16 protein-coding genes and 4 tRNA genes are annotated in these 13,606 nt (G+C 54.0%); 10 read left to right on the top strand and 10 right to left on the bottom strand.

Annotated features, from left to right (window positions below; translation table 11 throughout):
- Nucleotides 1-80: 80 nt before the first annotated feature.
- Together ftsZ and K8Q93_02200 are read left to right on the top strand one after the other, a co-directional pair.
- Nucleotides 81-1,256, top strand: a complete 1,176-nt coding sequence (ftsZ, locus tag K8Q93_02205; GenBank protein MCE9644030.1) for a cell division protein FtsZ — start codon at nucleotides 81-83, stop codon at nucleotides 1,254-1,256.
- 69 nt (nucleotides 1,257-1,325) lie between these two features.
- Nucleotides 1,326-2,249, top strand: a complete 924-nt coding sequence (locus tag K8Q93_02200; GenBank protein ID MCE9644029.1) for an FAD-dependent oxidoreductase — start codon at nucleotides 1,326-1,328, stop codon at nucleotides 2,247-2,249.
- Nucleotides 2,250-2,252: 3 nt separating this feature from the next.
- Here K8Q93_02200 and K8Q93_02195 read toward each other — a convergent pair whose 3' ends face one another.
- The 5 genes from K8Q93_02195 to K8Q93_02175 form a co-directional block, all read right to left on the bottom strand.
- Nucleotides 2,253-2,867: a DNA-3-methyladenine glycosylase gene (locus K8Q93_02195; protein ID MCE9644028.1), complete on the bottom strand. Its 615-nt coding sequence runs from the start codon at nucleotides 2,865-2,867 to the stop codon at nucleotides 2,253-2,255.
- Between the two features lie 18 nt (nucleotides 2,868-2,885).
- On the bottom strand, nucleotides 2,886-3,776 hold the full coding sequence (locus K8Q93_02190) for a hypothetical protein (protein ID MCE9644027.1): 891 nt from the start codon (nucleotides 3,774-3,776) through the stop codon (nucleotides 2,886-2,888).
- 92 nt (nucleotides 3,777-3,868) lie between these two features.
- Nucleotides 3,869-3,941, bottom strand: a tRNA-Val gene (locus K8Q93_02185).
- 43 nt (nucleotides 3,942-3,984) lie between these two features.
- Complete coding sequence (locus tag K8Q93_02180) at nucleotides 3,985-4,440, bottom strand: NUDIX domain-containing protein (GenBank protein MCE9644026.1); 456 nt, start codon at nucleotides 4,438-4,440, stop codon at nucleotides 3,985-3,987.
- Nucleotides 4,441-4,465: 25 nt separating this feature from the next.
- Nucleotides 4,466-4,540: transfer RNA gene (locus K8Q93_02175), tRNA-Glu, on the bottom strand.
- A gap of 88 nt (nucleotides 4,541-4,628) precedes the next feature.
- On the opposite strand from K8Q93_02175, the gene K8Q93_02170 reads away from it, so the two are divergent.
- From K8Q93_02170 to K8Q93_02155, 4 genes are all read left to right on the top strand, one after another.
- Nucleotides 4,629-4,713, top strand: a tRNA-Ser gene (locus tag K8Q93_02170).
- A 12-nt stretch (nucleotides 4,714-4,725) separates the two neighbouring features.
- Complete coding sequence (locus tag K8Q93_02165; GenBank protein ID MCE9644025.1) at nucleotides 4,726-5,367, top strand: DUF2238 domain-containing protein; 642 nt, start codon at nucleotides 4,726-4,728, stop codon at nucleotides 5,365-5,367.
- Between the two features lie 8 nt (nucleotides 5,368-5,375).
- On the top strand, nucleotides 5,376-5,927 hold the full coding sequence (locus tag K8Q93_02160; GenBank protein MCE9644024.1) for a hypothetical protein: 552 nt from the start codon (nucleotides 5,376-5,378) through the stop codon (nucleotides 5,925-5,927).
- Between the two features lie 326 nt (nucleotides 5,928-6,253).
- Entirely contained in the window at nucleotides 6,254-7,447 is a 1,194-nt protein-coding gene (locus K8Q93_02155) for a tRNA (adenosine(37)-N6)-threonylcarbamoyltransferase complex transferase subunit TsaD (protein MCE9644023.1), read from the top strand.
- A 92-nt stretch (nucleotides 7,448-7,539) separates the two neighbouring features.
- On the opposite strand, the gene K8Q93_02150 is transcribed toward K8Q93_02155, so the two are convergent.
- Nucleotides 7,540-7,980 (bottom strand): hypothetical protein, encoded by a 441-nt coding sequence (locus K8Q93_02150; GenBank protein ID MCE9644022.1) that lies wholly within the window; start codon nucleotides 7,978-7,980, stop codon nucleotides 7,540-7,542.
- Between the two features lie 252 nt (nucleotides 7,981-8,232).
- Between K8Q93_02150 and K8Q93_02145 the strand changes: the two genes are divergently transcribed.
- The 4 genes from K8Q93_02145 to K8Q93_02130 all read left to right on the top strand — a co-directional run bounded on the left by K8Q93_02145 (nucleotide 8,233) and on the right by K8Q93_02130 (nucleotide 12,043).
- Entirely contained in the window at nucleotides 8,233-10,401 is a 2,169-nt protein-coding gene (locus tag K8Q93_02145) for a valine--tRNA ligase (protein ID MCE9644021.1), read from the top strand.
- The gene (locus tag K8Q93_02140) at nucleotides 10,389-11,090 is read left to right on the top strand and encodes a PrsW family intramembrane metalloprotease (GenBank protein ID MCE9644020.1); all 702 of its coding nucleotides are present in this window, start codon (nucleotides 10,389-10,391) and stop codon (nucleotides 11,088-11,090) included. Before K8Q93_02145 ends, K8Q93_02140 begins: the two co-directional genes overlap by 13 nt.
- A 9-nt stretch (nucleotides 11,091-11,099) precedes the next feature.
- On the top strand, nucleotides 11,100-11,576 hold the full coding sequence (locus K8Q93_02135) for an Hsp20/alpha crystallin family protein (protein ID MCE9644019.1): 477 nt from the start codon (nucleotides 11,100-11,102) through the stop codon (nucleotides 11,574-11,576).
- A 101-nt stretch (nucleotides 11,577-11,677) separates the two neighbouring features.
- Complete coding sequence (locus K8Q93_02130) at nucleotides 11,678-12,043, top strand: hypothetical protein (GenBank protein ID MCE9644018.1); 366 nt, start codon at nucleotides 11,678-11,680, stop codon at nucleotides 12,041-12,043.
- Nucleotides 12,044-12,095: 52 nt separating this feature from the next.
- On the opposite strand, the gene K8Q93_02125 is transcribed toward K8Q93_02130, so the two are convergent.
- From K8Q93_02125 to K8Q93_02110, 4 genes are all read right to left on the bottom strand, one after another.
- Nucleotides 12,096-12,695, bottom strand: a complete 600-nt coding sequence (locus tag K8Q93_02125; protein MCE9644017.1) for an alpha/beta hydrolase — start codon at nucleotides 12,693-12,695, stop codon at nucleotides 12,096-12,098.
- Nucleotides 12,696-12,703: 8 nt separating this feature from the next.
- Nucleotides 12,704-12,777: transfer RNA gene (locus K8Q93_02120), tRNA-Phe, on the bottom strand.
- Between the two features lie 31 nt (nucleotides 12,778-12,808).
- Nucleotides 12,809-13,111 (bottom strand): hypothetical protein, encoded by a 303-nt coding sequence (locus tag K8Q93_02115; GenBank protein MCE9644016.1) that lies wholly within the window; start codon nucleotides 13,109-13,111, stop codon nucleotides 12,809-12,811.
- Nucleotides 13,112-13,148: 37 nt separating this feature from the next.
- Nucleotides 13,149-13,565: a hypothetical protein gene (locus K8Q93_02110; GenBank protein MCE9644015.1), complete on the bottom strand. Its 417-nt coding sequence runs from the start codon at nucleotides 13,563-13,565 to the stop codon at nucleotides 13,149-13,151.
- Between the last annotated feature and the right edge of the window lie 41 nt (nucleotides 13,566-13,606).

Here is a 13,606-nt window from a genome sequence, read left to right as displayed (position 1 = left end):
ACCTTTTTTCAAAGTAGCGCTTTAAGACCCCTTTGGTATCATTCTTCGTATACAGGCCTCCCTACACATTTAATATTCTTATGCCCAAAATCACTCCGGAAATCGAAACGTCAGCGCGCATCAAGGTCGTCGGCTGCGGCGGCTCCGGCAAGAACACGGTCAATCACATGATCAGCTCCAACGTGAAGGGAGTCGATTTCATCGTAGTGAACACCGACGCGCAGGACCTTCACAACTCTCTCGCCAAGAGGAAGATCCACATCGGCAAGAATCTCACCCGCGGCCTCGGCACCGGCATGAACCCGGAACTCGGCAAGCGCTCTGCGGAAGAGACCAAGGAAGAGATCCAGGAAGCCCTCAAAGGTGCTGACATGGTCTTCATCACTGGTGGTATGGGTGGCGGTACCGGCACTGGTGCTTCTCCTGTCGTCGCGCGTACCGCAAAGGAATTAGGTGCACTCACCATCGCGGTCGTCACCAAGCCTTTCGGTTTCGAAGGCGCCCAGCGCGCACGTCTCGCCGAGCAGGGACTCGAAGAGCTCCGCAAGGAAGTGGATGCCATCATCGTGATCCCGAACGACCGCCTCCTCACTGTGGCCAACAAAGGCACCACCACTAAGGCAGCCTTCGCCATGTGCAACGAAGTGCTGCGGCAGGCAGTGGAGGGTATCGCCGACCTCATCGTCACCCCAGGCGAAATCAACGCCGACTTCGCCGACATCCGCACCGTCATGGAGAACGGCGGCTCCGCCCTCATCGGCATCGGCGTGGCTGACGGCGACAAGCGCGCAGAAGACGCTGCCAAGGCAGCCATCAACTCCCCTCTCCTCGACATCTCCGTCAACGGCGCACGCGGCATCCTCATCGCCATCGCCTCTGGCGACGACCTCGGCATCTTGGAGATCAACGAGATCGTCAAGATCGTCACCGAATCCGTGGACCCCAATGCCAAGATCAAGTTCGGTACCATTTTGGACAAGCAGCTCAAGAAGAACCAAATCAAGGTCACGGTCATCGCCTCAGGCTTCCCCGAAGCTTCTCCCCGCGCCAGCGATTCCATGTTCAATCTGAAGCGCCCTAATCCGGCGGTCATGGAGGCCCAGAACGCTCCTGAGCCGAAGAAGCCAAGCATCTTCAACTCCCTCCCTGAGAAGCCCATGCAGCCGGAGAACAAGGACACCAAGCCAGTCTCTCCCGAGGACGACGATGACTGGAATGCGGTCCCGGCTTTCCTTCGAAGAAGTAAGATCAAGTAGCAGACGAAACCCGGGGGTCCACCCGGGTTTCTTCGTTACTCCTCTCTGCTATACTATTCCCTACCTTATATGATGTATGACTTGGCGATAATCGGCGGAGGACCAGGCGGCGTCGCTGCAGGCGTGTACGCTTCCCGCAAGCGCCTCAAGACCCTCTTCATCACCGAGAGCTTCGGCGGACAGAGCATCGTGTCTGCGGGCATCGAGAACTGGATCGGTACGGTAAATATCTCCGGAGAGGATCTCGCCAAGAGCCTAGAGGCGCACCTGCGCGCCTATGCGGGAGACATGGTGGACATAAAGACAGGGCTCCGTGTGGCCTCTGTAGAGAAGAAGGGTGAGACTTTCCTCATTACCGACAGCAAGGGCGGATCCTATGAAGCCAAGGCCGTCCTAGTGACCACAGGGAGCACCCGAAGGAGACTAGAGATCCCAGGAGCGGATCAGTTCGAGCATAAGGGAGTGACCTACTGTGCCTCCTGCGATGGCCCACTCTTCGCCGATATGGACACCGTTGTCATTGGCGGAGGTAATGCCGCTTTCGAGACCGCAGCGCAACTTCTCGCCTATACCAAAAGCGTCACCCTCCTCAACAGGAGCGCCGAGTTCCGGGCAGACCCGGTCACCGTAAAGAAGGTGTTGGAGAATCCCAAGATGCACGCAGTCCTGAACGCCGAGCCTCTCTCCATCCAGGGAGAAAATTTCATCAGCGGTCTTACGTACAAAGACAGAGAGAGCGGCGAGAACAAGGAACTCGCGGTGCAAGGCGTATTCGTAGAGATCGGCCTCCTCCCCTCCACTGATTTTATGAAAGACGTAGTGGCCAAGAACCCGATCGGGCAGATCATAGTGGACCCGCGCACGCAGCGCGCCTCAGTCCCCGGCATATGGGCAGCAGGCGATTGCACCGATGGCCTCTACCACCAGAACAACATCGCCGCGGGTGACGCAGTGAAGGCGCTTGAGGACATCTACCTCTACCTTCACGCGTAGCTCCTATTTCTTCTCGTCCGCAGCCCTCCAGAGATACCAGCAGGCCGTAGTCGCATGCGGCCGCCATGCAGAAGCAAGCTTCTCCATCTTCTTAGCTTCCGGCATTGTGCGCAGCTTGTAGACGATCTGGAAACCCTTCTTTATCCCAAGGTCTCCTACCGGAAGCACGTCAGGGCGGTTCAGCGTGAACATGAGGAACATATGCACGGTCCATACGCCGACACCCTTCACCTGGACAAGATGCGCCACAATCTCTTCATTGGTCATACGTGAGAGTTTCTTATGCTCTATGGTTCCATCTGCGAATTTTGCAGCGAGGTCGAGGATGTATGAGGCTTTCTGATTGGAGAGCCCTACAGAGCGCAGTTTCTCAAAAGGCACCTTACTCACCTCTTCTGGAGTCGGAAATTTCTTACTTGTGAAAAGCGTCCGGAAGCGACCATAGATGGTAGCTGCAGCCTTCCCTGAGAGCTGCTGATAGACGATGGAGCGTACCAGAGCCTCGAATACGTTCGTACCGCGCTTCAATTCTGGCGGCCCATGCTTCTTGATGAGCGGGCCGAAATATTTATCTTTTTTGAGAACCTCAACGGAGGCGGAGATGGGATCTTTTTTCATAAAAACCGCGACTTACAACTAGTAATTGAATACTTGGTGCAAGGCGCCTTCAAGATGACGGACGGTGTCGATCGACGAAGTAAGCTCCTGAGGTCGGCCCTGCTCACGCTCTTTCTGACGCATGACTTCTTCGAGCAACGCAAGTGCGCGCCCATACGCTTCCGCTATCTCCGGCTTATTAGTCTTGGCGGCATATTCGCCAAAAACCTTGAGCTGAAGCCTCATCTCATACAGCAGAGTGTATTGGACGGGGTGAGAAGCAAAACGTACCCTTTGTTCTTCCCAAAGCTGGGCAAGCCCGAGAGTGGCCTTGCCATCAAGGCCAGCGACTACACGCGGCACCCCTTTGAGTTCGCCACGAAAATCACCGAGCGCAAAATATTTTATTTTCGGGAGGACACCTTTATCTATCTCCGATTTCACGCGCATAATCTTCTTCTCAAGACCCCCTCCGAAAGCCACATCGATGGCGAGGCCAAGATGGGACCTCCATCCTGTCTTTTGCTTGAACTCAGCCACGAGATCAACACCATTAAAGAGATCGTCGTATTCTGCCGTCTTGACCGCGGTCGCTTCTGTGCCAAGCCATCCATGAGAGCGAATGCCTTCACACACAAGGAACTCGAGAGCGGAAGCGAGTTCCAAGGTTTTACGGTATTCATGGAGGGCCTGTTCGTCTAACTCTTGCGCTTGCTGCGCCTCTATCTGCCTTTTTACGTCCCCAACGTGTTTTTGATCGACATCTACCCCAGAACCATAGAGATCCCGGAAGCCCTCAGGATCAATCGCAGCCTTTTTGGACAAAACAGCTTCTCGGGCGATGGCGGAGCCCAAAGAGAGCCTCTTTTCTTGATTTTGCCCCCTCCTATTACTGTCTATCCTCCGTATGAAATTATCCTCCATCGACATGAGTCAATTCTGGCTCGTACAAGGATAAAGCACAAGGACCGCGTCCTGTACGCTATATTTTCGCCCCCAGGAAAACTAGAATGCTTTTATTGTGGGCGGTAGAGGATTCGAACCTCTGACCCCAATCACGTCAAGATTGTGCTCTACCAACTGAGCTAACCGCCCTTCGAACTTCCAAAAACTAACAAGAATCCGAGCTGAATACAAGCTAGCGTACGGCCTTCTCCGCCGCCTCTATCTCCTCATATATCCCATCGATAAAGTCATACCCTCTGGCCTCTTCCAGAGTGACCCAAGCATATTCATCCGCCTCATCTCTCTGGAGGACCACTTCTCCAGAGGCATAGTCTGCCATCATAGAGAGGACGAGGAGCGGGTTCTCGAAGTCGAGTGTAATGAGATCGGTGACATAGCGAACATTCGCTATCTCAAGCCCCACCTCTTCCCTCACCTCTCTGCGCACTGTCTTTTCGAGAACGGCGTACCAGGCATTCTTCGTATCCTTGGGAAGATCCGCGTAATCGCTCATCTCCAGCTTCCCTCCGGGGACCGTCCAGACGCCCGGAAAGCGCTTCTTGGTCAAACAACGCTTGGTGATGAGGTATTTCCCATCCTTACGGATGATGGCGGTCACCGCCACTTCGTAGAGGTTAGGCTTTTCCATGACTTCAGCCTAGCACATCTTAATGTGACCTTACCGGGATTTGAACCCGGGTTTCATCCGTGAAAGGGATGCGTCCTAGACCAGGCTAGACGATAAGGCCGATAAAAAACCTGCCTGCAGAGGCAGGCGCCCGCACTATACCATTTTTTGAAAAAACGGCAAAAAAGTGGTAGGGTGCGACGGTACCAGGAGGAGTGGCAGAGTGGCCGAATGCACCGGTTTCGAAAACCGGCATACCGCAAGGTATCGTGAGTTCGAATCTCACCTCCTCCGCAAATTTTCCGCATGACCCCTTACCAGAAACTGCTCGCACTTCTGTTCACCGCCGCCTGGATCTGGGCAGCCATCGAGCCTCTCTCCCGCTACGGCTGGCTTCTAGAGAATGTACTAGTGCTCCTTGCCATCCCCCTCGTTCTCCTCTTCGGACGTCACTTCAGGCTCTCCAGCGCTTCCTACACCCTCATCACCCTCTTCCTCATTCTCCACGTTCTTGGCTCTCACTATACCTACTCAGAAGTGCCCTTCGGCGAAACCATCGGAAAATGGTTCGGGACAGAGCGTAACACCTTCGACCGACTAGTCCACTTCAGCTTCGGACTTCTCCTCGTCTTCCCTCTCCGTGAAGCGCTCCATCGTCTCCAAGCCAAGGGCCTGTTCTGGAACTATTGGCTCCCCCTCTGTTTGGTATTCTCCTTCTCGGCTATTTACGAAGTACTGGAGTGGCTCGCCGTACTCACGGTCAATCCAGAGGTGAGCGTGGATTTCGTCGGAGCCCAAGGCGATGTCTGGGACCCGCAGAAAGACATGTTCCTCGCGGGCATAGGCGCCTTCATCACGCTTACCGTAGTCCTCGCCTGGAACATCTTCTTGAGTCCAGCACGTAGAGCAGAGCTCCAAAGTAAGATACAGGGAATTTTTACGTCTTAAATAATGTTATGAATTCTACCCGCGCTATAAGCCTCGCCATATTATTCGCAGCTGCCGTGCTCCTGCCTGGAAGCGCTTCTGCGCAAGGCGAGCGAGCCTGCACCATGCAGTACGACCCAGTATGCGGCGCTAAGCAGGTGCAATGCATCACCACCCCCTGCTATCCGCAGTACCAGACCTACGGCAACTCCTGCATGATGGGGAGCGACGGCGCAACCCTCATCCATCGCGGCGAGTGCACTCCGGAGGAGAGCGGTCCAGTAAAGACTCCTCCTGCTCCAGCCACCTTCACTCCCCCGGAGAGCTGCCGCACCTGGTACGACGGTTGCAATAGCTGTGCGCGTATGAGCAACGGAGCGGCCGCCTGCACCAAGCGCTACTGTGAGAAGCCTCAGCAAGGTTACTGCACCACTTTCGACAAGGGCAAACCCGGGAGTTCCACCCAAGACGTTCCCTCCACTACTTCTTCCACCACTCCTATAGAAGACCAGGAGGACTTCAAACCCTTCAGCTTCATCAAGCGTTTCTGGATACATGTCCTCTCCTGGATGCGGGTTTAGGTAGACTTTGACAAGACACAAAAGGGAGGAGTAAACTCGTTTTCGCGAGTGGCGGTTGAGGGGAGGATTCTGAAAAGGGCCGGGCCATCCGAACACAAAGGGAAACGTCCCGTGGCATGCCTACGCTACCCTGACGGCTTAGATCATCCCATCCCGGGTGCATCGATGTTAGGGTCGATACGGAGTAACTCTCGGAATCCCACCTGATAGGATCGAGGCCTGCTCTGGCCAATTCTTTTCCTCTTCCGCTACTCGCAACCCGCTCTGCCCCAAGCAGAGCGCTTTCTTTTTGACAACTCCCTTTTAGAAAGGTATACCTCGAATATATGAAGGTGCTAGCTATTGAGACCTCCTGCGACGAGACCGCCATCGCCATCGTCGGTTTCAAAGGCGGCAGCAAGAGTCCCGGTATCTCCATCCTCGGAAACGCCCTGTATTCCCAGGCCTCTCTCCACGCGCACTTAGGCGGCGTCGTACCCATGCTCGCCAAGCGCGAACACGGCAAGAACCTCATCCCCCTCCTCGAATCAGCACTCCGCCAAGCCAAGCTCTGGAAACTCCACGCTAAGGAGAAGCCGCTTGATGCCAAGACGGATAAGAAAGTGAGGGCGATCCTAGAGCGCGAACCAGAACTGCGCGAGGCCTTCATGGCGCTCGTCCCGCGCCTCTCCCGCCCGACCATAGATGCGATTGCTGTCACTCATGGCCCGGGCCTAGAGCCCGCCCTCTGGGTCGGCGTGAACATCGCCAAGGCGCTCGCCCTCATCTGGAACAAGCCCATCATCCCGGTCAATCACATGGAGGGGCATGTCTTCTCCTCCCTTCTCGTAGAACAGAAGCCGAAACAATATCTCCTTTCCAAAGTGAGTTACCCGGCAGTTGCCCTCCTCATTTCCGGAGGCCACACCGAACTCATCCATATCAAGAAGCCAGGAAAATATTCTCTGCTCGGTGCAACGCGCGACGATGCCGCTGGAGAAGCCTTCGACAAAGTGGCACGCATGCTCGGCCTCCCGTATCCCGGCGGACCCGAGATATCCAAGCTCGCAGAAGAAGCCCGCACCAAGAAACTCCCTCGTGCGCTCGAACTGCCGCGTCCTATGCTTACCTCCAAGGATCTGGAATTCTCTTTTGCTGGGCTCAAGACTGCAGTCTTGTACAAATTGAAGGATATGAAGCTCGATGACGCTACCAAGCGCGGCGTCGCCCGAGAGTTTGAAGATGCGGTGACCGAAGTATTGGTCACAAAGACGAAAGCGGCGCTCCTTAAGACCAAGAGCAAGACGCTCATCGCCGGAGGCGGCGTAGCTGCAAACCGCCACATCCGTGCAGGACTTAAGAGCATGACCGAAAGCCTTGGAAATATCTCCTGCTTCCTTCCTGCGCCCTCTCTTACTACTGACAACGCCGTCATGATCGCCGTAGCAGGCTTCCTCAAGCAGCGTGGGACCAAGAAAAAGAACGTCTCCTTCAAGGCCGATGGTAACCTGCGACTATCATCGAACAGTTCAAAAAAATAAAAGCTTAAATTACCACAAAAAGAACCCGCGAGATTGTCCTGCTTGTTATGGCAGTTACTCTCGCGGGCTTGTACGTTCAGCCGATACTACGGCTAGTGCATGATAGTCGCACCATTGGGAAGGGTGGCCTGCACGGTCTGGCCCATTTCCGAGGTTTCGGGACAGACGATACAGCTGACGGCGTAGCATTCGCCGTCGAGCTGGTTCCTCCAGTCCTTCAGGATGGGGTGGAGCTCGGCGCCGAAGTGGCGCTCGAGCAGACCTACGGAAAACCGTGCACTCTGGGGCAGGTCGATACCGCCGGGGTCCTTGATCGGGTGGTGCTTGACCTCGAAGCCGAGATAGCGGCTGCAGAAGTCGCGATACGGACCTTCGTGCTCGAGAAACGCATGGAAGACATCGTCGACCGGCGTCTTCAGCATCACGTAGACCTTGGGAGGCCGTACGGCCGGTACCAGCGACATCCACTGCAGGAAGGCATCGACCAGGTTCTCAGCCTCCTCACGGCTCTTGGCCGTGCCAGCGCTGAGCATGCTGGCAACGACGGGGCCGAAATCGGTACCCCGCCGCATTACGTGGGCCAACTCAGGGCCCGGATTCGTCCTCATCAAAGATCTCCTTCCTCTAAGCTAGCGGGCTCTGCTAGCAATCCAATGATGCATTGGATTTATTGGTTAGTCAAACACAACACCATCAATCCGCCATCATTCTCACGAAGAAGAAGCTGGCCAAGAAGAGCGAAGGACACCTAGAACTGCAAGTTTATTCTTGTTATAGTCACCCTTATGAATCCCGAGGAACGCGAGAAAATACCAAGCTCCGTAGACGAGAAATTCCTCAAGCCCTACGACCCCGTAGCAACCGAGAAACGTATCTACCAGGAATGGGAGGAGAGCGGTTTTTTCAACCCAGATAATCTTCCTGGCGAACGCACAGAAGCTTTTTCCATCGTCCTCCCTCCCCCGAACGTCACTGGAACGCTGCACGTCGGTCACGCCTACGAAGATACGCTGCAAGATATCGTGACGCGTTTTGCCCGCATGCGCGGTAAAAAAGCTCTTTGGATACCAGGGACCGATTCCGCAGCTATTGCCACACAAGCCCGCGTTGAAAAGAATTTACAGAAGGACGAAGGTAAGACCCGTCACGATCTTGGTCGCGAAGAACTGGTAAAGCGCGTATATGAATTCGCAAAGAATAGCGAGAATACTATTTTAGGCCAAATACGGCGCATGGGCGCTTCGCTCGACTGGTCGCGCTATGCGTATACGCTCGATGAGATACGTAATCGCGCCGTGTTCACTGCATTTAAGCGAATGCACGATGCCGGGCTTATTTATCGTGGGTACCGTGCCGTCAATTGGGACCCCAAGGGACAGACTACTATCTCCGATGATGAAATTATTTATCAGGAAGAAAAAGCCAAGTTCTATTACCTCAAATACGGCCCGTTCATCATCGCTACAGCCCGACCAGAAACCAAATTTGGCGACAAGTATGTCGTTATACATCCCGATGACGCTCGCTATGCTGAGTTTACGCACGGACAAAAGATTGAGCTTGAATGGATAAATGGCCCCACCACCGCCACAGTCATCAAAGACACGGCGAGCGATCCAGAAATAGGTACTGGCGTAATGACCATAACTCCATGGCATTCCATGGTCGATTTTGAGATAGCTGAGCGGCATGATCTGGATAAAGAACAGATAATCGACCGGTACGGTAAGCTCCTCCCTATTGCTGGCGAATTCGCCGGTATGAAGATAACAGAAGCACGCGAAAAGATAGTCGAGAAGCTCCAAGCAAAGGGTTTAGTGGAAAGGATAGACGAAGATTACGTTCATAACGTCGCTCTTTCCGAGCGGACAGGAGCGGTTATCGAACCGCAGATTATGGAGCAGTGGTTCATCGCCGTCGACAAGGAGTATGAAAAGGACGGAGTCCGCACCACGCTCAAGAAGATGATGCGCGAGATGGTGGAGAGTGGCGCAGTAGAGATGCCCCAGGACGGGTTCCGCAACACATACTTCCACTGGATAGACAATCTGCACGACTGGTGTATCTCCCGACAGATATGGTTCGGTCACCGCATACCCGTATGGTATCGAGAAGGCGAAGTGTACTGCGACGTAACCCCGCCAGAAGGCGAAGGATGGCAGCAAGATGAGGATGTGCTTGACACTTGGTTCTCCTCCGCATTGTGGACATTCTCTACGCTCGGCTGGCCAGAGCGCACGCCCGATCTGGAAACCTACCACCCGACCGCATTCATGTCCCCTGCTTACGAGATACTCCAGCTATGGGTATCGCGCATGATACTCATGAGCGGTTTTCATCTCGGCCAGCCGCCCTTCAAGAAAGTCCTCATTCATGGATTGGTTCGTGCTAAAGACGGGCGCAAATTCAGCAAATCACTCAATAATGGCATCGATCCTTTAGAGATGATCGAAAGGTACGGGGCAGACGCCCTCCGGATGGGACTTATTGTGGGCAGCGCTATCGGCAGCGATGTTAAATTCGATGAACAGAAAGTAAGAGGCTATAAATTATTTGCCAACAAGATCTGGAACATCACTCGCTTCGTCCTTGAATCGACCGAAGGAGTGAGCGACGGCCCTCTTGTTCCGGCAGACACCAAGCTTCTCGAAGAATTCACTGCGGTCGCGGAAGATATCACCAAAGACTTAGAGAACTTCCGTATCCACTTAGCCGCAGAAAAGATATATCATTATCTCTGGGATACTTTTGCGAGTGTCATCCTCGAAGAGAGCAAACTGATCTTCAAAGAAGGCAACGATACCGCAAAGAACTCTCGCGCTACAGCACTGAGGAAAATACTTCGAGATTCCCTCAAGCTCCTCCACCCCTTCATGCCGTTCGTCACCGAAGAGATTTGGAAATCTATTCCTAACACTAAATCCCTCCTCATCGTAGAATCATGGCCCCGTTAGACATCACCACTATCTTCTTCGCCCTCCTCGGCGGCATGCTGCCAGCCTTTCTCTGGCTCTGGTTCTGGCTCCAAGAAGACAAGAGACATCCCGAACCCAAAGGGATTATCGCCATGGCCTTCCTGGGAGGCGCTGTGGCTGTGCCCGCCGCCTTCTTCTTTGAGAACATTGTCACGCAGTACTTCGCCATCGGCACTCTCATCACCATCCTGCTGTGGGCCTTCATCGAGGAGATCCTCAAATTCGCCGGAGCCTATATCGGAGCATTACGCAGGAAAGAGAATGATGAGCCGGTGGATAACATGATCTACCTGATCACAGCAGCCCTCGGCTTCGCGGCGATCGAGAATGCACTCTTCCTGCTCGCTCCGCTTGCCCAAGGAGGCATTGCTGACACCCTCGCCACCGGAAACCTGCGCTTCATCGGCTCTACCCTCCTCCACGTAATCTCCTCGAGTATCATTGGTATCGCTATGGCCTATTCCTTCTGCGCCACACGAGGAAAGAAGGTTCTCTACGCCTTTTTTGGAGTTATCCTCGCAGGTCTGTTGCACACGCTGTTCAACTTCTTTATACTGAACACCGGTAACAACCTGTTTATGACTTTCGGCGTGGTCTGGGTGCTCTCCATCATACTTTTCCTCTTTTTCGAGAAAGTGAAGCGCCTCAACCGAACTTGCGTATATTAATCATCATCTATGGCACGAGATAAAAAATCCTTCTTTGAGCGGCTCACTGGCACCATCAGCGTCGATGCAGACGAGGGTGTTGAGGAAGAGATCGTGACGACGAGCGTCTCTCGCGAATCTCGCCCTTCTTCCCAGTGGATCGAGGAGGAGAGCGGCGTGGGCCAACTCGCCGTAGACGTCTACCAGACGGCCGAGAATATTTTCATCAAAGCGATGGTCGCCGGTGTTCGCCCTGAGGACATCGATGTCTCCATCACCCGGGATATGGTCACCCTCACCGGTCGCCGCGAGGAAGGCCGCACCGTCTCCGACGAGGACTACTTCCTCAAGGAGCTCTACTGGGGTGAATTCTCCCGCACCATCCTTCTCCCCGCCGAGATCGAGTCCGAGGAAGCCGAGGCTATCGAGAAGAACGGACTCCTCATCATCCGCCTCCCCAAGATCGACAAGGGAAAGTCCACCAAGCTCAAGATCAAGACCTCCTAATCAAAAACCCCGCCTTGAGGCGGGGTTTTTGATTAGGAGGGTTGACTCATGCCACAGGAAGAAGGTAGCATTCTTCCGAACTTAGCACATAGGGGGATGAGTTGGCAGCAAAAAGCTTGGCACTCCTCGCAGAAAAGCACACACTCGTCGAGAAGAGAGTCGTGAACAGCGGCTGGTTCGTCGGAGCGAGAGAAAATGACACCCTGACCCTTAGCTACAGGCTGTCCGTATGGATCAGTATCCAACGTAACGGCCTCAGGTGGACGGTCAGCTGGCGATGCGGTACGCCCGACGGCTCGACCAGTATCGCGGGAACAGCCGTCATGACCACAGACAAGGTGCGTAGCCTGTTCCAAGAAACTCGCATCCTCTTCCCTAGTCCCAATCTTTCGCGCGGCAAACGGCGCGCCATACCTCTCCCTAAAGGGGTGCGCGCGACTATCAAGAAATTCCTCCCGAGAGGATAACCTCCTGACCGCCTTCTGGAAGCCCTTTCCAGAAGGCGGCTTCCTATTTTCGCTAACGCAGGCTCTTGATATCTTCGATCAATTCTGGAAATTCCTCCTGATTAATGTGCCCCCTATTCTCCAAGACGCGTATCTGGGTCGTCGGTAAAGCCTTACGGTACGCCTCCATATCCACAAACGGCACCACCGGATCATCCTTACTGTGATAGAGGAAGAGGTCGCCTCCCTGACGAGCGAGGCCTTCGAGATCGGGCTTCAAAACGAAATCTCCGAGAGTCTCGCCAACCGCTGCGCTATAGGGTGCAGCCACAAGTAGAGTAGCCCTTATTCTCTGCGGATAGATTTCCTCAGATAAATACTTCGCAAGGAATATGCCTCCCAAAGAATGGCCTATGAGCACAGGCTGATCACCGAGAAGTGGAATGAACTTCTCAAACCAAATCTTCCATTCCGCATACTTAGCATTCTCTTTGCTGGGCATCCGCGGAGCGATAACCTCATACCCCTCGCCAAGACGCTCCGAAAGAGAGCTCTTCCAATCCCTCCTCTTCGTACCCTCCAGATCAACCTTCTTTACCCGCAGAAACGCCAGATATTCCTCGTATGAATCGAAGGTATCTCCCCCATGGATAACAAACACCTGCTGTGTCATACACTATGTGCCGAGGGGCGGATTCGAACCGCCGACCCTTTGTTCTTCAGACAAATGCTCTAACCAACTGAGCTACCTCGGCATTCGAGACCCCCGATTTATAACATATCCGACTACTGTGGGCGAGCCTGCTGGAACTGCTTTAAGAGCTCCCCCATGTCCGGTATTTTGGCCCCCAACTGCTGCAGATTGGTCAGTTGGCCCTGAGCTTGCTCGTAGGTGGCCCAGATCATCTGCAGATACGGCTGGAGATAGAAGTAGGCGATAATGAGCGGAATGATGAGGAGCAAGAATTTAATGAACCCCCAGAACACGCCCCAGCGCTGGCTGCTACGAAGCGCTTTCAGTATCCGATAGTTCTCCTGCTCAAGCTTTAACAATCTCTCGAGTATCTCCCGGTCAGGCGTATTATCCATTTCCGCTATTATCCCCTCTCTCTGTACCCGACGCAAACTATTCCGCGCTCTGTCGAAACAAGAAACCCGATACCGTGAACAGCATCACCCATATTGAATTCAGGATGAAGATCCCGAGTACGCTCGGCATCCATGCATACACTGAAGGAGGCCAGAAGAGATATGCGATCAGGGGTACACAGAATTGAACGAGCGCCATCGCAAAGAGGGTGTAGGACATTCCAAGCGACTTAAAGCGAGATAGGAGGGCGCCGATGAACCATACCGCAAGTACCCCGAGGTACAACCCGTTAGGGCTGTCGAAGTCACCCACATCTCCGATGATCTGGACCGCGCCGTTTATCCAGACGAGCAGAAACAACCCTATCACCGAAAGACCGGTCGCAACCTTATACGAGACATCCTTAGTGCTATTTGCGACGGAAGTAAGCCCGAGGCTGAGAAACGAGAACATCACCCAGGCAAAGACGTAATCAAAGCCAGTCCATAGCCACC

This window comes from Candidatus Parcubacteria bacterium, assembly GCA_021414235.1.
GTDB lineage: Bacteria > Patescibacteriota > Minisyncoccia > Phycocordibacterales > JAKFXT01 > JAIOOV01.
This window is presented reverse-complemented; position numbering and strand designations above follow the sequence as displayed.

What these genes read in the sequence shown, in the direction of transcription:
- K8Q93_02160 (MCE9644024.1), top strand. Translation starts at nt 5,376, where the DNA reads ATGAATTCTACCCGCGCTATAAGCCTCGCCATATTATTCGCAGCTGCC.
- K8Q93_02155 (MCE9644023.1), top strand. Translation starts at nt 6,254, where the DNA reads ATGAAGGTGCTAGCTATTGAGACCTCCTGCGACGAGACCGCCATCGCC.
- ftsZ (MCE9644030.1), top strand. Translation starts at nt 81, where the DNA reads ATGCCCAAAATCACTCCGGAAATCGAAACGTCAGCGCGCATCAAGGTC.
- K8Q93_02190 (MCE9644027.1), bottom strand. Translation starts at nt 3,776, where the DNA reads ATGTCGATGGAGGATAATTTCATACGGAGGATAGACAGTAATAGGAGG.
- K8Q93_02140 (MCE9644020.1), top strand. Translation starts at nt 10,389, where the DNA reads ATGGCCCCGTTAGACATCACCACTATCTTCTTCGCCCTCCTCGGCGGC.
- K8Q93_02125 (MCE9644017.1), bottom strand. Translation starts at nt 12,695, where the DNA reads ATGACACAGCAGGTGTTTGTTATCCATGGGGGAGATACCTTCGATTCA.
- K8Q93_02150 (MCE9644022.1), bottom strand. Translation starts at nt 7,980, where the DNA reads ATGCTCAGCGCTGGCACGGCCAAGAGCCGTGAGGAGGCTGAGAACCTG.
- K8Q93_02115 (MCE9644016.1), bottom strand. Translation starts at nt 13,111, where the DNA reads ATGGATAATACGCCTGACCGGGAGATACTCGAGAGATTGTTAAAGCTT.
- K8Q93_02200 (MCE9644029.1), top strand. Translation starts at nt 1,326, where the DNA reads ATGATGTATGACTTGGCGATAATCGGCGGAGGACCAGGCGGCGTCGCT.
- K8Q93_02145 (MCE9644021.1), top strand. Translation starts at nt 8,233, where the DNA reads ATGAATCCCGAGGAACGCGAGAAAATACCAAGCTCCGTAGACGAGAAA.
- K8Q93_02195 (MCE9644028.1), bottom strand. Translation starts at nt 2,867, where the DNA reads ATGAAAAAAGATCCCATCTCCGCCTCCGTTGAGGTTCTCAAAAAAGAT.
- K8Q93_02135 (MCE9644019.1), top strand. Translation starts at nt 11,100, where the DNA reads ATGGCACGAGATAAAAAATCCTTCTTTGAGCGGCTCACTGGCACCATC.
- K8Q93_02110 (MCE9644015.1), bottom strand. Translation starts at nt 13,565, where the DNA reads ATGTTCTCGTTTCTCAGCCTCGGGCTTACTTCCGTCGCAAATAGCACT.
- K8Q93_02180 (MCE9644026.1), bottom strand. Translation starts at nt 4,440, where the DNA reads ATGGAAAAGCCTAACCTCTACGAAGTGGCGGTGACCGCCATCATCCGT.
- K8Q93_02165 (MCE9644025.1), top strand. Translation starts at nt 4,726, where the DNA reads ATGACCCCTTACCAGAAACTGCTCGCACTTCTGTTCACCGCCGCCTGG.